The organism is Pseudoalteromonas sp. RWi3 (assembly GCF_054960735.1).
The window spans coordinates 97437-124013 of record NZ_JBHNYL010000010.1 but is presented as its reverse complement, the minus strand read 5'-3'; the positions used below and the strand labels follow the sequence as shown (position 1 = coordinate 124013).

The 26577-nt window shown below is 40.8% G+C and carries 18 protein-coding genes; 6 read left to right on the top strand and 12 right to left on the bottom strand.

Going from position 1 to position 26577, the window contains the following annotated elements:
- Positions 1-16: 16 nt before the first annotated feature.
- Together ACFI4Z_RS13675 and polA are read right to left on the bottom strand one after the other, a co-directional pair.
- On the bottom strand, positions 17-604 hold the full coding sequence (locus ACFI4Z_RS13675) for a YceI family protein (protein ID WP_462671074.1): 588 nt from the start codon (positions 602-604) through the stop codon (positions 17-19).
- 505 nt (positions 605-1109) lie between these two features.
- A complete protein-coding gene (polA, locus tag ACFI4Z_RS13670; protein WP_462671073.1) occupies positions 1110-3845 on the bottom strand; it encodes a DNA polymerase I in 2736 nt (911 codons plus the stop codon).
- Between the two features lie 555 nt (positions 3846-4400).
- Between polA and elbB the strand changes: the two genes are divergently transcribed.
- The 3 genes from elbB (at position 4401) to ACFI4Z_RS13655 (ending at position 8411) form a co-directional block, all read left to right on the top strand.
- On the top strand, positions 4401-5051 hold the full coding sequence (elbB, locus tag ACFI4Z_RS13665; RefSeq protein ID WP_462671072.1) for an isoprenoid biosynthesis glyoxalase ElbB: 651 nt from the start codon (positions 4401-4403) through the stop codon (positions 5049-5051).
- A 198-nt stretch (positions 5052-5249) separates the two neighbouring features.
- Positions 5250-5642 (top strand): c-type cytochrome, encoded by a 393-nt coding sequence (locus tag ACFI4Z_RS13660; protein ID WP_394192887.1) that lies wholly within the window; start codon positions 5250-5252, stop codon positions 5640-5642.
- Between the two features lie 189 nt (positions 5643-5831).
- Positions 5832-8411, top strand: coding sequence for a diguanylate cyclase domain-containing protein (locus ACFI4Z_RS13655; RefSeq protein ID WP_462671071.1), 2580 nt, complete (start codon positions 5832-5834; stop codon positions 8409-8411).
- On the opposite strand, the gene rep is transcribed toward ACFI4Z_RS13655, so the two are convergent.
- The gene (gene rep, locus ACFI4Z_RS13650) at positions 8412-10430 is read right to left on the bottom strand and encodes a DNA helicase Rep (protein WP_462671089.1); all 2019 of its coding nucleotides are present in this window, start codon (positions 10428-10430) and stop codon (positions 8412-8414) included. It abuts the gene before it with no gap.
- 123 nt (positions 10431-10553) lie between these two features.
- On the opposite strand from rep, the gene ubiK reads away from it, so the two are divergent.
- Entirely contained in the window at positions 10554-10814 is a 261-nt protein-coding gene (gene ubiK, locus ACFI4Z_RS13645) for a ubiquinone biosynthesis accessory factor UbiK (RefSeq protein WP_462671070.1), read from the top strand.
- Positions 10815-10867: 53 nt separating this feature from the next.
- On the opposite strand, the gene can is transcribed toward ubiK, so the two are convergent.
- The 7 genes from can to ilvG form a co-directional block, all read right to left on the bottom strand.
- A complete protein-coding gene (can, locus tag ACFI4Z_RS13640; RefSeq protein WP_462671069.1) occupies positions 10868-11521 on the bottom strand; it encodes a carbonate dehydratase in 654 nt (217 codons plus the stop codon).
- A gap of 16 nt (positions 11522-11537) precedes the next feature.
- Positions 11538-12716 carry a methyltransferase gene (locus tag ACFI4Z_RS13635; RefSeq protein ID WP_462671068.1) on the bottom strand — a complete coding sequence of 393 codons (1179 nt, stop codon included), beginning with the start codon at positions 12714-12716 and terminating at the stop codon, positions 11538-11540.
- 31 nt (positions 12717-12747) lie between these two features.
- A complete protein-coding gene (locus tag ACFI4Z_RS13630; protein WP_462671067.1) occupies positions 12748-13800 on the bottom strand; it encodes an ABC transporter substrate-binding protein in 1053 nt (350 codons plus the stop codon).
- Between the two features lie 100 nt (positions 13801-13900).
- Complete coding sequence (gene ilvA / locus ACFI4Z_RS13625) at positions 13901-15451, bottom strand: threonine ammonia-lyase, biosynthetic (RefSeq protein ID WP_462671066.1); 1551 nt, start codon at positions 15449-15451, stop codon at positions 13901-13903.
- A gap of 2 nt (positions 15452-15453) precedes the next feature.
- Positions 15454-17310, bottom strand: a complete 1857-nt coding sequence (gene ilvD, locus ACFI4Z_RS13620; protein ID WP_462671065.1) for a dihydroxy-acid dehydratase — start codon at positions 17308-17310, stop codon at positions 15454-15456.
- A 96-nt stretch (positions 17311-17406) separates the two neighbouring features.
- A complete protein-coding gene (gene ilvM / locus ACFI4Z_RS13615) occupies positions 17407-17652 on the bottom strand; it encodes an acetolactate synthase 2 small subunit (protein WP_462671064.1) in 246 nt (81 codons plus the stop codon).
- A complete protein-coding gene (gene ilvG, locus ACFI4Z_RS13610; RefSeq protein WP_462671063.1) occupies positions 17649-19298 on the bottom strand; it encodes an acetolactate synthase 2 catalytic subunit in 1650 nt (549 codons plus the stop codon). Before ilvG ends, ilvM begins: the two co-directional genes overlap by 4 nt.
- Positions 19299-20158: 860 nt before the next feature.
- On the opposite strand from ilvG, the gene ACFI4Z_RS13605 reads away from it, so the two are divergent.
- Together ACFI4Z_RS13605 and ACFI4Z_RS13600 are read left to right on the top strand one after the other, a co-directional pair.
- A complete protein-coding gene (locus ACFI4Z_RS13605; RefSeq protein WP_462671062.1) occupies positions 20159-21037 on the top strand; it encodes a TraB/GumN family protein in 879 nt (292 codons plus the stop codon).
- 446 nt (positions 21038-21483) lie between these two features.
- Positions 21484-22101, top strand: coding sequence for a hypothetical protein (locus ACFI4Z_RS13600; protein ID WP_462671061.1), 618 nt, complete (start codon positions 21484-21486; stop codon positions 22099-22101).
- Between the two features lie 4 nt (positions 22102-22105).
- On the opposite strand, the gene ACFI4Z_RS13595 is transcribed toward ACFI4Z_RS13600, so the two are convergent.
- Both ACFI4Z_RS13595 and ACFI4Z_RS13590 read right to left on the bottom strand, forming a co-directional pair.
- Positions 22106-23884: a response regulator gene (locus ACFI4Z_RS13595; protein WP_462671060.1), complete on the bottom strand. Its 1779-nt coding sequence runs from the start codon at positions 23882-23884 to the stop codon at positions 22106-22108.
- Between the two features lie 356 nt (positions 23885-24240).
- Positions 24241-26574 carry a fatty acid cis/trans isomerase gene (locus ACFI4Z_RS13590; RefSeq protein ID WP_462671059.1) on the bottom strand — a complete coding sequence of 778 codons (2334 nt, stop codon included), beginning with the start codon at positions 26572-26574 and terminating at the stop codon, positions 24241-24243.
- Positions 26575-26577 lie beyond the last annotated feature (3 nt).

The window sequence follows — 26577 nt, the reverse complement described above, 5'->3', positions numbered from 1 at the left end:
ATGCATATGGCTTGTGCTAGTGCGCTTTTTCTAGAGTAAGTGAATAACTTACAGGCACAGCGGTGGCTATCGCAGACAGTCCTGCTAGTTTTTGTAATGTTGCAATTCCCTCTGTTAAGGAAAAATCCGCTGCATTAATAATTAACGGCGATAAAGACGAGACTGTTATGCCACCATCTTGAGCAACATGTACCAGTACATCCGTACTAATCTGCTTTTGTTGCCCATGGAAGTTGAGCGTAGCTTTAATCGCTTTGAATGTGTGCTGGCCAGCAGTCAACTGTGGCAATTTTTTGCTTAAATCAGCATGTAAACTTGCCTTCGGAAATTTGACGGTTTCAAAGACAAATTCAGTCATACGCTGATTACGAATTGGGATCATTGTCTCCACTGATGCCAAATCGATATTTACCTTAAAGTTGCCTTGCTCAGATAATGAACCAGATACAGCATTAAAATAATGTACTTCCGCAATACTACTATTCTTGATTGAAACAAAACTCACTTTGCTTTTATCGTTATTTAACTGCCAATCAGCCTGTGCGGTGTTGCTCACAAATATACTTGCCAATGAAAAGCCTAAAACAGCAAAAGATTTAACCACGACGCTATCCTTTCAAAAATGAAAATGAGATTAAATGGTATCACCTAAGCACTTTAGTGCAATCAATAGTACGACAGAATTGTATTACGGCAGACAAAAAAACGGCTCTGTAAATAAATACAGAGCCGGTATAGCAATCTGGGGAGAAGCTATCAATAAGTTGCACCCTTTCGAGTGCATCATCAACAGGATGTCCTACAGGATGAGGACGGCGCGGACTTTAGCAAATCGGTTCGGATAAATAAACTAAATACACTGACCAAGCCGCATAATTGATAAACATATAACGTAACCTACAAAATATATTTTATTTTAACAATCAAGTAACACTTGAGGTGGGTGAAATTTGTTCTATTGTTCTAAATAAAATAAGTATTCAACTGTTGTTGATGACTCACCAACAACACAATAAAGCGACGCTCTTTAACGCTGTATTCTCAAACATAAAAAAAGCGCGGCCAAATTGGCCGCGCTTTTTTATAAGCTCATTCATTAATAACAATTATTAATGTGCTTGCTCCCAGTTATCACCCGTGTCGGCTTCAACAATCAATGGAACATCTAATTTAGCCGCATCAGACATTAGCTGACAAATTTGAGCTGTGTATTGCTCTGCGCAATCGGCTTTAATTTCAAATACCAATTCATCGTGCACTTGCATCAGTAATTTCACTGTTTTTGGCTCTTGCTCGTTGACCCACTTGTGGACAGTAAGCATCGCCTTTTTAATGATATCAGCAGCAGTACCTTGCATTGGCGCATTGATTGCTGCGCGCTCAGCTCCTTTACGGCGGGCGCCATTACGTGCATTAATCTCTGGCAAATGTAACCGACGGCCAAAAATAGTTTCAACGTAACCGTTCTCTGCTGCTTTCTCTCGTGTTGATTCCATATAATCAAGCACACCTGGGAAACGCTCAAAGTACTTATCAATATAGTGCTGTGCTTCGTGGCGTGGCACATCAAGTTGACGCGCCAAACCAAATGCTGACATGCCATAAATTAAACCAAAGTTCACCGCTTTTGCTTTACGACGCATATCGGTAGTTACATCTTCTAATTCAACGCCGAATACTTCAGCAGCCGTTGCACTGTGTACATCAAGGCCATTAGCAAAAGCGTTTAGAAGCCCCTTATCTTGCGATAAATGCGCCATTATACGTAGCTCAATTTGGCTATAATCGGCAGCGACTATCTTATAGCCATCCGCGGCAATAAAGGCCTCACGGATACGACGCCCTTCTTCTGAACGAATTGGAATATTTTGCAAGTTTGGATCTGTAGAGCTTAATCGCCCTGTTGCTGTAACAGCTTGATGGTAAGAAGTATGAACACGATTTGTCTGTTCATTAACCATCAATGGCAGTTTATCGGTATAAGTCGATTTAAGTTTAGACAGCCCACGATGTTCAATAATAACTTTTGGCAGCGGATAGTCATGTGCCAGCTCTTGCAATACCTCTTCAGCTGTAGACGGTGCGCCTTTTGGGGTCTTTTTAATTACAGGCAGTTCAAGCTTTTCAAACAATAACACTTGGAGCTGTTTCGGTGAACTTAAGTTAAATGGTTCGCCGGCAATTTCAAACGCTTCTTTTTCAAGCTCTATTAAGCGCTCACCTAAGCGCTGACTATGTGCTGCCAGCATTTTACTGTCAATGGCCACACCGGTGCGTTCAATATCTGAAATAACGCTTACTAACGGCAATTCAATTTCTTCAAAAACTGATTTTAATTTTTCATCTGCGTCAATTTTAGGCCATAGCACTTGATGTAAACGCAAGGTAATATCTGCATCTTCAGCAGCATAAGGCGCTGCTTTTTCAAGTTCTATTTGATTGAACGTTAACTGCTTTTTGCCTTTACCTGCGATCTCTTCAAAGCTGATATTCTTATGCCCTAAATATTTAAGCGCAAGTGAATCCATATCATGGCGTGTACCGACGCTATTAAATACATAAGACTCTAGCATGGTATCAAATTTGATCCCATTTAGTTCAAAACCTGCATTCGCTAACACACTCTTATCATACTTGAGGTTTTGACCGACTTTGGCTTTATTCTCATCTGCTAAAATAGGACCAATTTTAGTCATTACTGTTTCAAGCGATAACTGCTCTGGCGCATCAGGATAATCATGTGCCACAGGTAAATAAAATGCTTCACCTGCTTTGACTGCAAAGCTCATTCCCACTAACTGCGCCTGCATATAGTCTAAGCTTGTTGTTTCAGTATCAAAAGCAAACAGCTCGGCATCATTTAATTGCTTAACCAATGTATCTAGCTGCTCGGCCGTTAGAACCGTTTCATAATGGGCTTCTGTCACTTTAGGCAGCTCATTGGCTTCACTGGGCACCGCCAGATTTGTATCGGCATCTTTGGGATTATCAAGTAGCTCTGCTAACCAACGGCGGAACTCACATTCACCATATAATGCAATAAGTTCATCGCGGTTAGGCTCTTGCAGCTTGAACGTGTCTAAATCTGACTCAACTTCAACATCGCATTTGATAGTTGCAAGCTCATAGCTAAGAGGTAAATGATCAACTGCTGCTGCCAGTTTTTCACCAATCTTCCCTTTTATCTCACCCGCATTATCTAATACGCCCTGTAATGAACCGTATTTTTGTAACCATTTAACCGCCGTTTTTGGACCACAGCCGTCAACACCTGGAATGTTATCAACCTTATCACCCATCAGTGCTAAGTAGTCGATAATCAACTCAGGACCCACACCAAACTTCTCAACAACAGTGACGGGATCCGAGATACTATCTGTCATGGTATTGATCAATGTAACGTGCTCATTTACTAGCTGAGCCATATCTTTGTCGCCAGTAGAAACAAGTACATGCCGCTTTTGCTCAGTCGCGATACGGGCAAATGTACCAATCACATCATCCGCTTCAACACCTTCGATACTAATAAGCGGAAATCCCATTGCTTTTATAATGCTATGAAGTGGCGCTATCTGTGTTCTAAGATCGTCAGGCATAGGCGGTCGATTCGCCTTATATTCACTGTACATATCATTTCTAAAAGTTTTACCTTTGGCATCAAAAACAACCACCATATGCGACGGATCATATTGTTTGATCAAACTTTTAAGCATGTTGATCACGCCATAAATTGCACCTGTTGCTTCTCCTTTAGAGTTAGTTAAGTGCGGAGGCGAATGATAAGCACGAAATAAATAAGAAGAGCCATCAACTAAAATGAGTGGGTTTTCTGGGATCTGGGCCATGGTGTAATTGGATCCTAAATAAAAGATAAACAGAATTATGATAAGCATGCCATAAGGCAAAACATAAAACGACTGTGAATTAGTGAACTAATTTTTTAATGATAGAGTAAGTTGTGGATAACTTTGTAGATAACAAGCACAAGAAATTCTTCCAAAGTAGTTAATACAACCTAGAAATGATGTAAGTGTTTGTTTTTATATAAAAAGATAATACGACGTTCTTTTTTATTATTTTTTGGCAAATGTGGAAAAGCAATTTTAACTCTTTTACATCTAGCCTTTTACACGGTTATTTTTTACCCTTCTAAATAACCGGACGAGCATTCTACCACAATGGATCAAAGATCATAGTGATCCTTTATAATTTTTTCCTCTTATAAGGGATCAATAAAAGTATATGCCCTGATTTTACAATGCTTAAATAAGATTGAGGGCGCTACTTTCACAAAAATTAATTTTAGTTGCATGCTAAACTTGGGTCTGTTGACCTTTCAAGGTTAAATTTGCAAAGGTCAACAGACCCTAAGCAATATTCGCAAAAGGAGAACCTCTATAATGAAAAAAATAGCAGTCATTTTATCAGGCAATGGTGTTTACGACGGCGCAGAAATTAATGAAGCCGTGCTTACTTTACTGCATATCGCAAAAGCAGGTGCGACATACCAGTGTTTTGCACCGGATATAGACCAAATGCATACTATTAATCACTTAAGCGGCGAGCCAATGAATCAAAGTCGAAACGTATTGATTGAAGCTGCACGTATTGCAAGGGGCGATATCAAACCGCTTACTGATCTTAATGCGGAACACTTTGATGCATTGATCTTACCTGGTGGATTCGGAGCTGCAAAAAACCTCTGCGATTTTGCAGTAAAAGGAGCTGACGCACAGCTTCAGCCTGATATCAAAGTTGCTTGTCAGCAGTTCGCAGCACGCGCAAAACCTGCTGGTTATATCTGTATTGCTCCGGCTATGATCCCACTTATTTACAGTGCAGGCGCCAAAGTAACGGTAGGTAATGATCCTGATACAGCTACCGCAATTAATACTCTTGGTGCAGAACATATTAACTGTGCAGTTGATGATATTGTTGTTGATGAACAGCATAAATTGGTAAGCACACCCGCATATATGCTTGCAGAATCTATTTTAGAAGCTGATGCCGGGATCGAAAAGCTCGTTAAAGCCGTTATAAATATGTGTTAATCCAAATAAAACAGCTAAAACCGCGATCAAATTAATGATCAGTAAATCGATATTTTTTGCGTTAAAGCAAAAAATGTCGATTTTTCAAAATAAAAACGACTCACAGCGTTTTATAAATTGTAGCTAAGCGTTATAATCGTTCTAAATTCCGTCATCTATCGTGATTGATCACGTTCAAATCGAAGTGAGCAAGGCAAAATGAAAAAACTATCAGCAGCATTATTATTGCTAGCAACCACCGTAAACGCACAAGCATATGATAACTCTATGACTGAAGATGCGATCAAAAAACGTATCGCACCAATCGGTGCAGTATACTTTGAAGGCGATAAAGCCGCTGTTGCTGAAGTGCCAGCTGGCCCTCGCTCTGGCGAACAGGTGTATCAAGCCTCATGCTTTGCATGTCACGGAACAGGTGCATTAGGCGCGCCTAAGTCTGCTGATGACTGGGCTCCTCGCCTAGCTAAAGGTGCAGAGACATTATTAGATCATGCAATAAATGGTTTTAATGCAATGCCACCAAAAGGCACATGTATGGATTGTTCTGATGATGAAATTCAAGCAGCCATCACATTCATGACTAAAAAGTAATACTTAATTACTTAAAAAAATAAAAAAAGCTGAATTTATTCAGCTTTTTTTATTTGCACTGAAATAAAAATACATACTTTATGATTGCAAATTATTATTTTTCTCTAATACTATTATCTACTTGACGGTGAGCATAAAAAATGAAAATATAAGAGCAATAATTATACAATAATAGATGGTTTAACATCAGTGGAAGATAAAGTAGCTTTACTCAAAAAGCTAGAGCATAAAAACGCACGTTTATCCGCCTTAGTAAAAAAGTATAAGCAGTCCCACCATTTACAAAATGCACTGATACAATTATCAGAGCAGGCAAGTAATGTTGCAGAATTAACGCTACTTTATCCTGCTATCCACGATATTCTTCAAGATTACGTTCCCAGCAAAAGTTTCTACGTTGTTTTATTAAACCCATTTACCAACACATTAGAACTTTCTTACTTCGCCGATGAAAAAGACGGCATAGCCATTCCCCTCAATCAGGATCACAATTTTAGTCAAGGTGTTACAGGCTATGTATTCAAACAGGGGAAAACAACTTATTTCCGTGGTGAGGAAATGCAAGCGGCTGCTGATGGAGGCGAATTTAAAGTACTAGGCACACCAGCAGAGCATTGGGTGGGCGTACCTGTTTATCGTAACAAACAAATTATTGGCGTATTAGTTGCGCAAAGCTATGATAAAAAACAAAGTTATTCAGATCAGCAGATTGAGTTGCTCGAGGTTATGTCGATGTACCTCTCTACTGCAATCGAACGCGTTAAGAAGCGTGAACTACTAGAATCAGAAGTTAAAATAAGAACTCGCGCACTAACGCAAAGTAACGAAGCACTCAATTTAGAAGTAGAGCAGCACAAAAAGACCCTTGAGCGTCAGCATATTTTATTTAAAATATCTGAACTCGCAACGCAAAGTAAACAAATTGAAGAAGTCTATCAACAAGTTCACGAGATAATAAAATCAATCACGTATGCTGATAACTTATACATTGCATTGTATGACAAGGAGTCTGCTTGGCTAACATTTCCGTATTGCGTTGATGAATTCAGTAGCAATACCCAACCACGCCCCTTTGCTAAAGGCTACAGTGAATTAGTGTTAAGCACTGAACAAACTCAACTTTTAGATACTAAACGCTCTGAAAAACTCATTCAACAAGGTGTTATTGAGCGACCTGAAAAAGTACCCGCAAAGCAAACTGCAACGAGTTGGTTAGGTGCCCCACTGAAAACATCGCAGGGAGTGATTGGCCTCATTGTTTGCCAAGCTTACCAAAATAAGCATATTTTCAATCAAGATGATTTTGAGCTGATTACGTTTGTTTCTCACCAAATTGCCACGGTATTACAAGCACATTTAGCACACCAAGCGCTTAAACAAAGTAATCAAAATCTTGAGCATCGTGTAGCAGAAAAAACAAAAGAAATTCGTCAGACCAACATGCATTTACAAATGCAAATTGAAGAGCGAAAGAAAATAGAGCAACAGCTATATCATGATGCCCATCATGACTCTTTAACAGGTTTACCGAATCGAAGCTTGTTTTTAACCCAATTAGAAAAAACACTGCAACACAATCAACGTTTTCCCGAGCAACAATTTGCAGTGCTATTTATTGATTTAGACAAATTCAAAGATATCAATGATCAATTAGGTCACCAAGCTGGCGATCAATTTTTAATTGGTGTTGCTGAGTCTTTCTCTCAATGTATTCGTGAACATGATTTATTAGCGCGCTTAGGTGGCGATGAGTTTGTTATTTTGTTAACCCACCTAACTGAACGTCAACAAGCTGAAGATGTTGCAAAACGGATTATTAAATTAATGAAAAAGCCGTTTTGTATGAAGGGAATATGTGTACAAAGTGGTGCCAGCGTGGGGATTACTTACTCTAAAGTTGGCTATAAGCACACTGATGAAATTATCAGAGATGCAGATGCAGCCATGTACTATGCTAAAAATGCAGGTAGAAGTCGGTTTGAGTTTTTTCATCCGCTACTTAATGTGGGCTCCAATCCGCATGAGTTTGAGGCTAATCATCATTTAGATACTCTACCTATGCATTTTCGCAGCTCAGAGATCATCACTTTAGATGAGAAATTCCAGCCCGAAGTACTGATTGAAGCATTTGGTGAACACCCAGTTCTTGGTAGTACCAGCTTTGATATATTAAAAAAGTTTACAGCGGATAAAGCACAGCAACTAGAAGTTGAATTACAACTTTTAAACCAAGTTTGCCAACAAGCAAGTGCAGCTAAACTTCATCATGTGTTAGTACCTTGCTCAGCCCTATTACTAGAAAAAGTCGAATTTCAGTCACTGTGTTTAACACTTAACAATCACGCAAATAAAAAGCAATTGTGCTTACTATTTAATGAACAAGAGATTCGATATGCATCGGCAGTGCAAATCAGTAACCTCAAACAATTAAGTAAACTTGGTTTTGCAATTGGTTTAAATGACTTCGCTAAAGATCGCTGTGAATTAAACTTGCTCACCGAAATTGATTTTAACTACGTGCTACTCAGCTCAACATTTAGCAAGCGTGTATTGCAGCAAAAAAGCTATGATTTGCAGCTACAAGGCGTGTTAGCAATTACCAAAATTAAACAAGTTAAAGTCATTGCTAAAGGCCCTTCTATTTTAAACTTTAGAGCTTTATTAGACACCCATGGTCTTTCGCTTTTTGTCGGTAAGCAGCACGCAATGACAATACCCGCAGCAAGTTCTTTAACATCAAATGATGACGCTGAGCAACAGTCAAACTGATTAGTTAGGCTTTTTTAACATTGCCCGTAAATTAGCAACACGCGCTTGGCCCTTTTCCATGCGCTCAGCTTGAGTATTAGGTGCTTTTCTATTTTCAAACGCTAAATCGTCTTGTGGCAACTCTTGTACAAAGCGACTTAACTCTGTTTGCGATGTTTCACCAAATTGTCGGCGTATTTTCGCATAGGTCATAGTTAGTTCTTGCTGTGCACGCGTGATACCTACGTAGGCTAAACGACGCTCTTCATCGACATTTTCTTCATCAATACTCACCTGATGCGGTAGCAAACCTTCTTCCATGCCCACCATAAATACATAAGGATACTCTAGACCTTTTGACGCGTGAAGCGTTAGCAATTGTACTGCATCACTTTCATCTTCCTCTTCGTTGCGCTCAAGCATGTCGCGAAGTGTTAATTTACTGACAACCTCAGCGAGCGTCATAGGCGGATTATCAGCATCACCTGTCAACATGTCAGTGATCCAGCGGTATAACTCAGAGACATTTTTCATCCGCATTTCTGCCGCTTTAGCGCTTGGTGAAGACTCATATAAATACGCTTCGTAATTAATTTGTCTGATCAAATCTTTTACCGCTTCGAGTGTATCACCTCGCACTGCATTATCAGACAGCTCAACCACCCAACGAGCAAACCCAGCTAACGAATTTAAACCACGCCCTTTTAACCGATAACTAAGATCGTTATCAAAACAGGTAGCAAATAAACTCGCATGTTTTTCATTCGCTAATGTACCAAGCTTTTCAAGGGTAACGGTGCCTATTTCTCGGCGCGGTGTATTAACAATGCGTAAAAATGCATTATCGTCATCTTGATTCACTAATAACCTTAGGTACGCCATGATGTCTTTAATTTCAGAGCGTGAGAAAAACGACATTCCACCGCTAATTTTATATGGAATACGGTTACTCATTAATGACTTTTCAAAGCCACGGGCCTGATGATTACCACGATACAAAATCGCATAATCTTTATAACTTGTGCGCTTCATAAACTTATGGGAGATAATTTCCGCCACAACACGCTCAGATTCATGCTCTTCATCGCGACAGCCAATCACTTTTATTGGCTCACCATAGCCCAGTTCACTGAATAGTTTTTTATCGAACTCATGCGGGTTATTAGCAATCAAAATATTGGCAGCTTTGAGAATTCGCCCCGCACTGCGGTAATTTTGCTCAAGCTTAATAAGCCTAAGACCCGGAAAGTCTTTACTCAGTAGAACAAGGTTTTGTGGACGAGCACCACGCCATGAATAGATAGATTGGTCGTCATCCCCCACCACTGTAAAGCGGGCACGTTCACCCACTAATAACTTTACTAACTGGTATTGGCTGGTGTTGGTATCTTGATACTCATCCACCAGCAAATAACGAAAACGTTGCTGCCACCGTTCACGAGACGTGGTATTTGTGCTTAATAACAAGGTTGGGATCATGATCAGATCATCGAAATCCAATGCATTATAAGCACGTAACTGTGTTTGGTAGCGAGCATATAATTGGGCGAATAAGGCTTTCTGTGGTTCTTTGGCCTCACGAATAGCTTGCTCAGGTAGAGTGAGTTCATTCTTCCAGCTGCCAATTTGCATCTTCAATAAGTTAAGTAAGTCTTTGTCTTTTTTCAGCTCATCTTCTGTTAAATCACCTAATAGCTGATTGGTATCTTGATCGTCAAACAGTGAAAAACCCGGTTTAAAACCTAATGTTTTTAACTCTTTTTTAATGATCTCAAGGCCTAATGTATGAAACGTAGATACCCACAGTCCTTTTGACTCTTGCTTACCGAGCGTTTGCATTACCCGTTCACGCATCTCTTTGGCTGCTTTATTGGTAAAAGTAACCGCGGCAATATTGCGCGCTTGATACTCACATTTTTGCACTAAGTAAGCGATTTTATTAGTAATAACTCGTGTTTTACCAGAACCAGCGCCTGCGAGCACCAAACACGGGCCACTAATATATTTTACCGCTTCATCTTGTTTAGGATTGAGTTTCATAACGACCAAAGAGATTGCATTAAAGACGGGCAATTTTAACGTAATCACTACAATACGCCTAGCCAATAAGGTAATATTAAGCATTATAGCTATTATCATTTTACGCGACACCGAGGGATAGATATGATCAACCCAGCAAAAATTGAAGAAATCGCCAAGCAAATCTCTAACAACATGCCACAGGGTGTTAAAAACCTCGCGGATACATTTGAAGCTAAAACCAAGCAAGCTATTCAAAGTAAGCTATCTGAAATGGACTTTGTTAGTCGTGAAGAATTTGATATTCAGAGCAAGGTACTCATTCGTACGCGTGAAAAGCTAACTGAACTTGAAGAGAAAGTTGCATTATTAGAGCAACAATTAGCAAATAAAGATGACGTTTAAATAATACGTTATAGAGTGATTAAGGCAGCTGACGCTGCCTTTTTAATGCCTGATTATGTTCGGCGTGTAAATACTTTTTCAGCTGCTATCTTGTAGGTATCTATCACTTCATCAGCGCAGGTAACAACCGACTCTAAATCATTCAAATGGCCATTAGCTAAGCCATATACCCAGCCATGAATTGTTAAATCTTGTCCGCGTTGCCATGCTTCTTGTACAATATTAGTACGGCATACATTGCGCACTTGCTCAATCACATTTAGTTCAATTAAACAATCTAATCGCGCTTGCTCTGCCATATTATCGATTTTGCTAATGTACTTTTCTTTGACATCACCCACATGGCGCAACCAATTATCGATAAGGCCAAACTTGGCATCATTGAGTACCGCTTGTACACCACCACACCCGTAATGACCTACCACCATAATGTGTTTTACTTTTAGCACTTCAACAGCGTATTGCATAACAGACAAACAATTGTGATCAGTGTGAACGACCACATTCGCCACATTGCGATGCACAAAAAGCTCACCCGGCATTAAATCTACAATCTCATTAGCTGGTACTCGCGAATCGGAACACCCAATCCATAAGTACTCAGGATTTTGCTGCATAGATAAAATTTTAAAAAAGTCAGGGTCATCTTTACAGGTGCGCTCTGCCCAGCGTTTATTATTCTCAAATAAGTTTTTTAACTTTCTCATTAGTTCTCTTATCTATTTAATTCGGTAAGCGTGCTTTGATCAAGATATTGCGAGGTGTTAATTGCTTTTCACAAAATGTGTTCACGGTGACTTGATAACCTTGTTGTTGCAAATATAAAGCACGATCAAGCACAAGCCAAACTTCAATTGCTCTACGGAACACATGTCGAACCAGTTCTACGCGCTCTGTGACCTTTTTTCGCACCTGACCTTTTAATAAAAAGTAATCGTAATCAATATCTTGTGGTAGTTCTATCGCCTTTTTGTCAGCAGCCCATGCACAAAATGATTTAAATGAATCTGAGAACACAGCCTTATTAACAGAGGGCACACTCACGTAAGTAGTAGAACCGGTGATGTCTTTTCTTATGGCGTCAAAGCCTAACCGCCATTCAACTTCCGTTTTACGTACCTTAGCAACCCGTGAAGGGGCGGTAACAGTTTCCTGTAAAGCAAGTTTGAGATCTCGATGACGCAGCATTAGCTCACTTTGCTTAGCACGCTCACTCATTGCTTTATAAGCATCGTCAGTAAAAAGGTGGTAGCAACAAGGAGATAAACTTATTTGTTGTGTTTTAGCACTACAGGCTTGCTGCATAAAGCTCTGATGCAAAGCACCACATGCATGCAGAGCAACGGCATGTTGCTGCTGGATAAAGTGAGCTGATACGCCATCTTTTAAAACGTCAGCCTGAGTAAAGTGCATCGCCAGCCCCTGTTGCTGTGCACTACGTTGACCTTGGTCGCATAAATGCTGTTGTAGCTCAATACTGTGTACATTCGGCGCTTTATTAAATGCCAACATGCGTCCCAAGTGCCCTTTGCCTGCGCACCATTCAAGCACAGGATAAGTTTGCTCACCTAGTGCGGCCACAAAATCCTGTAACTGCTCGAATTTACGCCCTTTTATACCGTTACTTATCCAAAAGGGGTAATCAGTGCGCTCAGCCTGCGCTGCCGATAATGTAGTTAATTTAGGCAGCTGTTCAACACCTGCAATTAACGGGCTAAAAAATCTATAGAGCGCATCTTGATCACTATCTAGCTTTGCAACGTCGCTATCTGATAACTGCGCGAGTGGGGCTGACAACGATGACCATGGAAGTTCATCATAATCAAACGCAGTACATTGCCAATATTGCCGTGTTGCGTAAAGGAGGCTATCTAAGGCTGTAAACTGCTCAGCAAGGGTCATAAAATTTAACGATAAGAAATTGTTTTCATCATTATACGCTTTTTTTAAACATCAGTCGTAAATAAAGCGGGAGGAATAAAATACTCAGAGCAATAGCAGCAATGAGCATCCACGACAGTTCCATCTCTTCGTGTACATCATAATGATAGATAAAACCAGCCTTAACCTTATCAAAGCTACCCGCCTCAAGGTTATATAAATCGGCTATTAACCGCCATTTAGGCATCGACATCGCACCAAGTTTGGTGTCAGGTGGTAAAATGTAATCACTAAGTACTTCTGCTTCATTGGTTAATTCATTAAGGCTTTTATGGGTAGCATATTTTTCTGCGGTAATCGCTATCGACTCTTCTAAATGCATCATCGCATAGCGCCAACCTTTTAAACTTGCTTTGTAAAATTTTTCGACCATTTTTGGGTTTTCAGCAAGTACGCTTTGCGTTGTATAAAGAATATCGCTGTAGACATTAATACCGTATTTTTGCGGGCAAATAAGTCGATGTTCAATGCCTTTTTGCAACATTTGAAACGGCTCATTGGTCACGTAAACTTGCATCGCGTCTAATTCACCGTCAAGCCACTCCTGTTCGGCGTCCAGACCGTGATAAACAGGTAATTGCTCCGTATTAATCCCACTTTGCTCTAACATTACTAGTAATTCGGCACTTTCTTTCCTACTGATATTGCTAACACGCTTATTTTTAAAATCATGAGGATGGAAGATATCTGAACTTTGTTTAACCATCCAACAATAAGGCGAAAATTGCAATATTGACGCCATGGCGACTAAAGGTTTACCGTCAATACGTTGCTGGAGAATACCAGAGTGACCAACCCCAAAATGGGCCTGCCCCCCGAGAACTTTATTAAAGGTATCTGGGTCACTTTTTATTGCTGGCACAATGTTCACACTAAGCCCGGCTTCTTCGTAGAAGCCTTTTTCCTGTGCGATGTAGTAGCCCGCAAACTGAAACTGATGAGTCCACTTGAGCAACAAGGTTACGTTTTTTGTTTCAGCTACTGTGTGAAAGCAACATAATCCCAAAACGACACTGACCGTTGCAATAATTCCTTTTAATAGCAATGTTTTTTCCTGCACTGAACCGTTTAGATATAACTATAGGTAATGATATCAATAAGGCAACGTTTATGGCCCAGTATTAACCTGGACCATAAACTGGCAATTAATTGTTGGCAGCATAAGCTGTTGTTGTGGGAGGCTGAGTTGTTAAAAACTGAGTAAAACACGGGTTATGTGTTTCGTCCTGTACACTGTAACCTAAGCGGTTTAAGTGCTCATTAAACACTTCAAACTGGTTTGGTTCAATGGCAAACCCAGCCAACACATTACCCATAGACCCACCGTGGTTGCGATAATGAAATAAAGTGATATTCCAATTACACCCTAGCGTATCTAAAAATCGAGCCAAGGCACCTGGGTACTCTGGAAATTCAAAGCGCAGTAAGCGTTCTTGCATTTGCTGGGGTGCTTTACCTCCAACCATATAACGCACGTGCAATTTAGCCAATTCGTTATCTGATAAATCACAAAATGCATACCCATTAGCGGTTAAGTCACTTTTAAGCTCGTCCAGTTCATGTTGACCTTGGCGCAACGCCACACCGACAAATATTTGCGCCTCACCAGGTCCTGCATAACGATAGTTAAACTCTGTAATCGCTCTGCCACCAAGAGATGCACAAAACTGTTTAAAACTGCCTTTTTCTTCGTTAATAGTAACCGCAAGCAAGGCTTCGTTTTTCTCACCTAGTGCTGTGCGCTCTGCAACATAGCGCAGGCGATCAAAGTTTAAATTAGCACCAGACAAGATAGCCGCTAAATGCAAACCTTTCAGTCCGCTTTGTTGACTCCACTTTTTAAGTCCTGCGGTGGCAAGTGCACCAGATGGCTCAGCAATAGCACGAGTTGAAACAAAAATATCCTGCATCGCTGCACATATTTCATCACCCGATACAGTAACCACTTCATCACAAAATTTTTCTGCTAAACGAAAGGTCTCACGGCCGATAATTTTAACGGCTACACCATCGGCAAAACTACCAACACGCTCAAGTTCAACAGGTTCGCCCGCCTCAAGCGCCGCTTTTAAACAAGCGCTTTCATCAGCTTCAACACCAATTACTTTAATATCTGGGCGTAATGATTTGATATACACCGCCATACCAGCAAGTAAGCCACCGCCCCCCACAGGAATAAACACCGCATCAAGCTGGTTAAGTTGCTGCATTAACTCGCGTGCCACGGTGCCTTGGCCAACAATAACATCTGGATCGTCAAACGGCGGAACAAACACCCCATTGCGCTTTTCAGTAAGCTCAAGCGCATGGGCTTTTGCTGCATCAAAATGATGACCATGCAACACCACTTCACCGCCAAGGGCGCGTACTGCATTAACTTTTATTTCAGGTGTTGTGACAGGCATAACAATGGTTGCCTGATGACCTAAATGCGACGCACTAAGCGCTACGCCTTGTGCATGATTACCCGCAGAAGCGGTGATCACCACTGAGCCTTTGGGTAATTTTACTAATTTATTATATGCGCCACGCAGTTTAAACGAATAAACAGGCTGCTGATCTTCGCGCTTTAACCAAACATGGTTCCCGAGGCGTTCACTCAAGGTAGGCATTTCGCTTACCTCCGTGACTTTTGCCAGCGGCTCCATATTGGCCTGAATAATAGCGCGAAAATAATCGAGCTCTTGAGAAACCATAATTAACTAAGCTCCTCCAGTTTAGCCAAGTCACGCACAGCACCTTTGTCGGCACTGGTTGCTAATAACGCATACGCTTTTAATGCAGATGATACATAACGTTCACGATCAAGTGGCTTGTATGCCTGCTTACCACGCGCCAATTGTTTTTGTTTACGTGCTTCAAGCTCGTCCTCACTTAGTGCCAAAGTGATTTCACGGGTCGCAATATCAATAATGATTTTATCGCCGTTTTCTACATAAGCAATTGCGCCGCCACTTGCTGCCTCTGGCGATACGTGACCAATTGATAAACCCGAAGTACCACCAGAAAAGCGACCATCTGTAATAAGTGCGCACTTTTCAGCAAGGCCTTTTGATTTTAAATAGCTAGTTGGATAAAGCATTTCTTGCATGCCAGGGCCACCTTTGGGGCCTTCATAACGAATAACCACCACATCGCCGGCTTTTACTTCGTCATTTAATATGCCTTCAACTGAATCATCTTGTGATTCATACACCACGGCTGTGCCTTCAAAGTGCAGCATTTCATCAACCACGCCTGCACTTTTAACAATACAGCCATCAACTGCCAAATTACCCGCAAGTACCGCTAAGCCACCATCTTGACGAAATGCATGTTCAACGCTTCGAATACAGCCATTTTCACGGTCATTATCGCCTTCATCCCAACGACATTCTTGGCTCATTGCCTTTGTTGTTCTGATACCAGCAGGACCTGCGCGATAAAACTTTTGCGCCGCTTTATTATCAGGATCTGTGGCATCCCATTTCTTAACGAGCTCACCCATCGTCATGCCAGCAACATGGTTTACTGATAAATCCACTAAACCGGCCTTACCAAGCTCTCGCACAATCGCCATCATGCCACCTGCGCGGTGTACATCTTCAATATGATATTGCGCAGTAGCTGGCGCCACTTTACATAAAAACGGTGTCTTACGAGATAACTCATCTATATGCGACATATCAAAATCGACACCAGCTTCTTGAGCCGCAGCGAGTAAATGCAATACTGTATTTGACGAGCCACCCATAGCAATATCAACTACCATAGAATTCATAAAGGCCGTTTTATTAGCAATGGCACGTGGCAGTACATCTTGGTTATCTTTTTGGTAGTACTCACGGCATAAATCGACAATACGTGCTCCCGCTTCAACATACAGTTGTTTGCGGTCTTTATGGGTCGCAAGCGTTGTACCATTACCCGGAAGTGCAAGGCCAATGGCTTCTAATAAGCAATTCATTGAGTTTGCTGTAAACATACCTGAGCAAGAACCACAGGTAGGACACGCTGAACGCTCTACTTGTTCTGAATCAGCATCACTCACAGATTCATCAGCGCCTTTAACCATGGCATCGACTAAATCGAGTTTAATATCAATATTAGCTAGCTTGGTTTTACCCGCTTCCATAGGGCCGCCAGATACAAAAATTACGGGGATATTTAAACGCAGTGCCGCCAGCATCATACCTGGAGTGATTTTGTCACAGTTTGAAATACAGATCATGGCATCAGCACAATGACCATTAACCATATATTCAACCGAGTCGGCGATTAAGTCTCGTGAAGGTAATGAATACAGCATGCCACCGTGGCCCATAGCTATACCGTCATCAATCGCGATGGTGTTAAATTCTTTTGGTACACCGCCCGCTTGGGTGATGGTTTCAGCCATTAGTTCGCTAAGCTGATTGAGGTGAACGTGACCGGGTACAAATTGCGTAAACGAATTCACAACAGCAATGATCGGTTTACCAAAGTCAGTGTCTGTCATCCCTGTTGCACGCCACAATGCGCGTGCTCCTGCGCGTTTACGACCTTCTGTAGTTGTTGCACTTCTTAATTTAGCCATAGTTACCTCAATTTTCAGCCGCGAGGCTGTTCCTCATTCTTAAAATTTTATTGCTGGTAGGCTTAGCCCACCAGCTCTGTTGATTTAGCTTACGCGCTACACCGCTTGCTGCTGATGCACACTTTGTAATGTGACCTGCTTTACATCAACTAACTTAGTTAGCTGAGTCATCAATAAATAGATAGGTTTATCACTATCAACCGTCATCGCCACATTGTATTGACCATCGTCTACATTGAGCTGAAAGTGCGTTAAGTCAAAACCTCGATGACGGACAACTCGTAAAAAGCGCTCAACAGCAACACTCTGATTTTTTAAAGCAATAGTTAAACTGTGTTTCATTTTGCACTCTCCGTCATCATTTGATCATTTGCCGCACCAGGTGGGACTAGCGGCCACACATTTTCTTTATCATCAATACAGGCATGCACTATGTAAGGACCTTCGCTATTGACCAAGGCAGAGATTGCATCATCCACTTGGTTAGCATGCGTAATTGTTTGCCCAGGAATACCAAATACCGCAGCTAGCTGCACAAAGTCAGGATTATCCGATAGGTTTGTTTCACTATAACGACCTTCAAAAAACAGCTCTTGCCATTGACGCACCATACCTAAACGCTGGTTATCAAGGATCAGTATTTTTACCGGTAAATTGTTACGGCGAATAGTAGCCAACTCTTGAATATTCATCATGATTGAGCCATCACCGGATACCGTCATCACAAAATCATTTGGACGTGCAACTTGAGCACCTATAGCTGCGGGTAAGCCAAACCCCATAGTACCTGCACCGCCACTACTTAAATGATTACTTGGGTGAATAAATTTCATGTGCTGTGCAACCCACATTTGGTGCTGACCTACATCACAACACACTACGCCAGTACTTGGCATGCGCTGACTAAGCTGATTTAGTAAATACGGGGCAAATACTTTTTCACCCGGGTAGTCATAACGCCATGCATGTTTTACCATCATTTCTTTGCTGTGCTCACGCCAAGCATCTGGTGTTACAAAGCATTCAAGCTGAGGCAGTGACGTTTTTAAATCTGCGATTAACGACGCTTTTGCTGGTTTTCGTTTACCCACCTCTGCCGCATCTATATCTAAGTGGATTACTTTTGCTTTTGCTGCAAACTTTCCTAAGTTACCGGTTACGCGGTCGTCAAAACGCGCACCTATACACACCAGTACATCACACTCTTGCACAGCTAAATTAGCAGCTTGACCACCATGCATACCCAACATACCTAAATCATACTCGTAATCGGGTAATACACTGCCAAGTGCTTTTAATGTTGAAACTGCTGGCATTTGGGTTTTTTCTAAAAATTGCATCAGTTCATTCTGCGCACCCGCAGCCTGCACACCACCACCTACGTAGGCAACAGGGCGCTGCGCTTCGCTAAGTAGCTCATTCGCAATGGCAACTTGGTTTAAATCAAGCTGAGGTAAGTAATCATCTGCAGCAAGCCAAGGCTGAAAAGGCACTTGAGCCATTTGAATGTCTTTCGGGATATCGACTAAAACAGGGCCTGGTCGGCCGCTTTGCGCTAAATGAATTGCTTCTTGTAATATTTCAGCCAAATCCTCAGCACGCTCAACCATATAGCTGTGTTTTGTACACGATAAGGACATACCTAAAACATCGATTTCTTGGAATGCATCAGACCCGATAGCCGCAGTAGGCACTTGCCCTGTTATCGCTAAAAGTGGCACTGAGTCCATCATGGCATCAGCAAGAGCCGTAATTAAATTTGTTGCCCCAGGGCCCGATGTTGCAAAGCAAACACCTAATTTACCCGTGCTGCGAGCAAAACCTACGGCTGCAAAGCCTGCACCTTGCTCATGACGAGTCAAATAATGCTTTACTGGCGCGCCATACAAGGCGTCGTAAATTGGCATGATGGCACCACCTGGGTAACCAAATACATCCTTTACGCCATGTTTGGCTAATAAATCGATTGTTAACTCTGCGCCTGTCATTAATAAATCCCCATTCCTCAGTGACATTTTAAGCTCAATTACTAAATCTTAACCCTGAAACTAAAAAGCCCCCCGACTTGTTAAGTGCGGGGGGCTTTTCAATGCTTTACAAATTTAAAGCACTAAGTAGCCCCCGCGGTAATAATAATCACCACGACGTTAATTAGGACTAGGTTTAGTGTGTTTGTAAGCATGTAATAAATACCAAAATTTGTTTCGAATACACGGGATAGTTTTAGTCCCGCTTGTCTTTTTCTATTAGTACCGCGATGAGAGGGGGTAAGTCAACCCTAAAATCAATCTAAAAAAAGAGTAAACAACTTGCTATGGAGGTTTAAAAATCTAATAAAACCTTAAAAGTGAATTATACTTCCAGATATATGTTTTTACTGCTAATTCAAACCTTGTTATAACCTTTTTATAGCTTGATTAGTTTTTGACTCGTTAGTCAAATATTTTAAGTTTTTTATCAGCATAGTGTACAAAGCTAATTAATCATCGCTAAACGCCTTTCGTGCATCTAAAAAAGTTACTACTCGCCTATTAATACTCATTAGATATATACCCAAGCCACCTCAAGGTGCAGAATTCAGCGTTTCACAGGGGCTTAATATCAAGGCGTTACTTTGCAACAATGGCCATCCCTTTTAAGAAGGAACAACGATGAGAATAAGTTCTTGTGAAGCGCCCTAAGAGTTGGTTTAAAAGCGATTTATACTGCGTTATTGATTTTAACAATAGAACCACTATTATTTGCAATCAATGCCTTGCCTAGATCGCTTTTAATTCCAACTGAAACTAGTATCTTGAGGTGATTTGGGTATATGAATTATGGCTGCCACTGAACAATAAGGATAATGATGACATTGACGCAACGTATTAGTAGCTATTTTATTTTAGCTATTTTATTCGCACTCAGCTTTTCAAGTAATGCAGAGCCCGGCCTTTGGCAACTTGAAAAAAACGGTGTTAAATCGTATTTGTTTGGCACTGTTCATGTGGGTGATACCAGCATGAAAGGCTTACCAAGCAAAATCACTAAAGCCATTGATTCAACTGATAAAGTAATTGTAGAGGTCGACATCAGTGCAATTGGCCCAATGGAAATGCAGCGCCGCTCTATGCCGTTTATGATGCTTAAAAACGGTAAAACCCTACAAAGTGAATTGTCTGAGAAAAACTACGAAAAATTAAAAGAATACTTCAGCAAAAAATCAATCGATATTGCCATGTTTGACGGCATTGCACCATGGGCTGTTATGGTGACAATGATGCAAATTGAATTTCAAAATGCCGGATTTTCAGATCAAAACGGCATCGATAAGCAAGTACTTGCTTATGCAAAAAGCAAAAACAAATCCGTGGGCGAACTCGAAACGTTAGAGTACCAAATGGAAATGTTTAACCATATGTCACTGCTCAGTAACGAAATGATTGAAGAAACGTTTGAGCAACTCGCTGATGTTGAAACCTACTTCATTGCACTTGTAGATGCGTGGAAAAATGGCGATATGGCCACACTCACTAATTATTACAACGAAAGCTTTGACGACAGTAACTATGGCGAAATCAGCGAACAAGTTATGCTGATTGAACGCAATAACAACTGGGTAAAAGAGCTCACCCCACGCCTAGCTAAAGAGCAATTATTTATTGCCGTAGGCGCACTACACTTACCCGAACAACACGGTTTATTAAAGCAGTTGAAAGACCAAGGGATAACCGTCACTCGCTTGTAACTAAATGCACGAATGTAGGTTGTCATCTATGGCGACAACCTGCGCCTTTTGAGATTGACACGCTAAAGCACCACCTGCATGTGCCAACACTACTCAACGATTTAAACGCTTGGGCAACTCAGTTCGAGCGTTTATCTTGGACCTTCCATAGTTTATTATACGCATCTTATTCCCACTCACTATGTAGATTGATGGGGCAGTAATAAAGCCTTAATCTTAAACATTCACCGCTGGGTTTCGTTGCTCTGAACCCAATCTACGGCGGTAAATTTAACATCATACTAATCTGGCTTTTGCTAGGGCCTAGCCCCTGCAATTTTTTGCAATTCAATAACACCCGATAAATTCCTAGTTTTACTGTCGATAAAATAATTTGTTGTGCTTTAAACCTTTTATAATTACTTTGCGACTAATTAATTAAATACATTCACACAACAGGTAACGTTATGAAGAAATTATTATTATTAACTGCATTGACGGCGTTTTTAAGTACACAGGCATTAGCAAAATCAGAACATCAAATAAATCACTCTTTTGCGGTTGATACACAAACTACATTAGATATTAGCTTTCCTGTAGGTAGCCTTGAAATCAATACGTACAATGGCAATGAAGTACAAGTCACGGTTGAATTAGAAGCAAAAAATAATGGCTGGTTTAATAACAATGATGACCTTGAAAGCCTAACCATTGATACTCAGCAAACGGGGAGTGAGCTGGCCCTGAGCTTGGATAACGACGATGTTCAACAAACATGGACTGTTACCGTGCCGCGCAGCCTAGCCGTCAATTTAGACTTGGGCGTGGGTGATATTGAAATCAATGATTTTGCAAATAGTGCTGATATCGAAGTCGGTGTTGGTGCTGTTCGCATTGATAGCCAAAGTGATGATTATAAGTCGATTTCGCTGGATAGCGGCGTGGGTGACACACGAATCTCTGGGTTTGTAAATGATGCAAAAACAACGCGTAAAATGGTCAGCTCTGAAAGTGAATACTCAGGTAACGGCACCTATAAAGTAAAGGTTGAAGTGGGTGTAGGCGATATAAAAGTAAAACATTAAACTTTTAACTTATTCCTTGGCTTATTTCGCCCTTATTGACTGTGTCGGTAAGGGCTTTTTTGACTGTCTCTAAATTAATTGGTTTAAAGACATGCGCATTTGCTCCTAGCTGTAGCGTACGATCAATATCCGTTTGTGACATATTCGCAGTGACAACAATAATAGGCATGGTTAAGTTCAATTCTTGGCGAATAATTTCAATCGCTTTAAACCCATCCATAACTGGCATGTTTAAATCCATAAACACGAGGTCATAACTATTTTCTTCCACTTTGGCGGTCGCTATCAAGCCATTTTCAGCTAATTCATTGGTGTAATCCAGCTCCTTTAGAATCCCTTTAAGTATCATTGCATTTAATGGGTTGTCTTCAACTATTAAGCAATGCAAGTTAGCGGGTAAAGGTTGCTGTGTTTGAGGTTGCTGTATTTCTACGGGAAGCAAAATGCTAACGCATGCGCCATGAGGCTCGTTTTCTAAAAACTCAATACGGCCTTGTTGTATCTTTAAAATATGTTGAACACGCGCTAATCCCACTTGCATTCCTTGGAAGTGGTTGTCTTGCTGAGTGTGTTCATTGGTTGATAAGTAAGGGTAATAGTTTTTAAAACCTATACCAGTGTCAACAACAATTAATTTGAGTTGCTGATTATTTGTAATAGACGCCTCAATGTTAATTTTACCTGCCTCGGTAAATTTTAATGCATTGGATAACAGTTCACTCACCACCTGTTGAAAACGGCGATGATCCAGCTCAACCATACAATCTAACGAGTCTGCTAAGTTTTTTTCTAGTATTATTCCTTTTTCCTGACAGGCAAATTGATAAGATTGAATAACTGCATCAATTGACTCCAATAAATTTGATTTACTCGGTACTAACGTCCACTGCCCCAAACTCATTTGTTGGACTTCATTTAATTCATCCAAAATATTAAGCAAGCGATGCGAGCAATAATGCGCTTGCTGCTTTAATGTATTTTGCGCGTTCGAAGTCTCTAATTGATCCACCGCATTGAGCAAGCCTTGCAGTGGTGTTCTTAGTTCGTGGCCAGCTCGGGCAATGAAGCGCTGTTTATTTTGACTAAGTGATTCGGCATGTTGTTTTTGCTTTTGATATTTATCGAGTGTGGTTTTTATATGTTTTTCCATTGGTTTAAAAATAAATTTCAATTCCACAAGCAATAATAATAAAGTGAATAACCAAACACCTAACTCAATGTTAGACACCATAGTAACTTTGCTATTGGATTGTTGCTCAAATAAACTGACAGCGTGGTCTAACTTTTTTAAAAAAAGTTCGACTGCTTTAATACTTAAAATGTCTGGTATATTGTTGTTATTCTCGAAGTCAGATTGCACAAATGCAGTGGCAGCTGCGATAAACTGCTCACTCTGTTTCGCCAAATTATTCGGTGCTAAAAAATAATGTTCTTTGAGCGCATCATTTAGAAGAACGTACTCACCAGCTGTATTGGTTTGCAATAAAAAGTTATGTCCTTTTTGAAAAGTTGTAACTGCTTGCTCTAGAGAATGACGATGTTGAGCGTCATCTTTTTTGAGGAGTACATTGGCATGCCAGGCTATTTTTTGTGACAACATCCGTTGTTTACCAGCAATGTTAATTATTTGAGCATCGGCCTTTTGGATTGACAAAAAAGATTGAAGAATTAAAGCCGCGGCGGTACTTAAAATCGCAATCGCCAACAAAGCAAGACGATAGCGTGATCGAATATTTGCAATTATCTCTGTCATAGCCCCCCCGTTACTTGAAATTTTATTCATACCCAAGCCATCACAAGATGCGAGTTTTAGTTGGAATTAAAAGCGATTTAGGCAAGGCATTGATTGCAAATAATGGTTGTTCCCTTGCTAAAATCAATAACGCAGTATAAATCGCTTTTAAACCAACCCGCAGGGCGTTTCACAGGAACTTACTCTCAGTGTTGTTCCTTCTTAAAAAGGATGGCATTCTTGCAAAGTAACGCCTTGATATTAAGCCCCTGTGAAACGCTGAATTCTGCATCTTGAGGTGGCTTGGGTATAATTGTAGACTAGCATTGTAAAAGTAACACTTTGTATAAAAGAAAAAACCTCGTATAAAACGAGGTTTTTTTCTGGTATTTAAGATTATAGATAAATTAACGATTCTCTAAACGGTTATAATCAAATAAACCATATTCAATTTGCCGATATTCTTTAGCCACATCATGCAAAATATCACTATATTGCCAAAACTGAGGATGTGTTCTACGAATCGCAAATTGGCTCTTTAACGCTCTGTAATCCGCTTCATCTTTTATTTGAGGCAATTGCTGCGCAAAGCTATCCACTTGCTGTTGGTTATTTAAATACCAGATTGCTTCTGGGTAATCACCAATAAAGCCAGGCACAATTGTCACTGTATCCTCAGCATATGCTCGCTGACCTTCCTCATTTAGTAAGCTAGAGATGTTATAATGTGCGTTGTGGTGGATTAAGGTATACGCCTGATGCCCAGTATCACCTTCTTTAACCAACACGTAAGAAATTTGCGGTAATAGGTTAACTGCTTTTGCAGGCATATTATTTAATTTTTGCAACGGCTGAGGTACTTTCGTAAAATCGTAACGTGGGCTTAATACTGGTTTTAACACCTGTTTAATTAAGCCATAAAGCTCTTGTTGGTGGTTGTTGGTTCTGTATTCAATCCCCGTTGTTTGACTAAATTGCTCACCATATTTAAAAAAGTTAGTCAGACTGGTAGGTGATTTACGGTACCAATTGGCATTCAACTCTTTTCGCTGTTGTTTTGGTAGCAACGCTAAAAAGTTTTGTTCACCTTCGAGCCTTAAAAAGTCCATGTATAAACGGGTGATCAGTTGATGTCCAATATTGCCATACACATCAAAGCCTGCCACTAGTAAATAGTGAATACGTTCGAATAGCGCGTAATCAAGTACCCACATAGTTTTTGGCTCTTGTCCTATAAGCCCTTTAACAACGGTTGCACTATCAAAGTGGCGGAAAATAGTCAGTGCGGCATTGTCGTTCACGCCTTCACCACGCCATAAAAGCTCCGTGGTTAAATGCTCGCCATTTTTAAACATTTCATTGGCAAGCTCTACTTTAGCTTCAATGTAATTGCTTTGGCGGTTAGCGTATTTAACCCAACTAGAAATAGGTAAGGCGTTACTTTCTTCTGCCGCTGGTAATGCCAGTGCATCTTCGTGTTGCAGCAGCATTTGGCCAACTTGGGGGGTTGCCGCTTTATCTGGATCAGCAAACGCGACCCAAAAATGGTCATTAATTACATTTAATGCAATTTGCCCACGACACACAGGCCCTTTAATAAAGCCCATTATAATTAGTTCTGCTTCATCCAGCATAAACTGATACTTAGATTTTACCGGTATAACAGCGAAAGCCTTAAATGGGTTAGATGCAACTTCAGGCTTATAGCTAGGCATTTTTTCGACCGTGTAATCAGGTTCGATAAACTGGCTGTAAATGCGCGCTAGCTTGGTATCGTTTAGAGCTAGAGGAAGATGCGTTTTAGCTAGAATAGTAGAACGTTCATGCATCAAGCGGTAATAAACACGATCAGCTTTTGGATCGTCATACGGACGGCGCGTGTTAATAAGTTTAATTGCTTGCCCAGGTGGCGTACTTGAGCGTACTAGTTTGAAAAAGCTTTGTTCGCCTTTTTGCTCAAAGTATATATGCGCTAAATACCAATGTTCGTATATATATCGTGCGGTAAGTTGATACTTTAAGCTATCTTGATTTAAAAAACTTTCCCAACGCTGAGCTTGCGCAGTTGCCTCTTTACTGGGTGGCTCAATATGAGCCATTTTACCACCGCTTTTCAGCCACTTCTCTAAGTGTTTAAATTCGCTCCGGGTAATACCTGGTAAACCATAAGGCATGCCTGCATGTGGTTGGCTTTTTGCTAAGCGGTCAAATTCTTCTATGCCCGTGCATGACTGGGTGCGATCTAATGCAAAATCAAATTCGTCACCCAAAACTTCTTCGTCTGGCAAAGGAGAGCTCATTTTTAACACTAAACTGTTATATAAAACGCTTCCTGCTAAATTACCTTGCTCTGTTTGACCACGCTCATTGAGTACCGGTGAAAAGTTTTTCTCGCGCCACCCAGTGGTATCAGTTGCATCATAAAGTAAGCGGCTAGGCTTTGAGGCAAGTAAACGCGTGCCGTCATAGACTAATTCTTTACTCAAACCACGGTCAATACCTTCCGGTGAAGATAATTTTAATTGGCAAGGAGCATCATAACAACCATGGCAAACAACACATCGGTTATCTAATACAGGTTGTACATGCTGTAAAAACTCGCGTCCAGCGCCTGAGTCATGCTCTACAATTCTCTGCTGAACATTTTCGGGCCCAAAGAGCTCATCATAATGAGCAGCCCCAAGGTATGCACAACCAGTTAATATAATAATCGCAACGCTTAGCAATAAGGATTTTTTCATGCG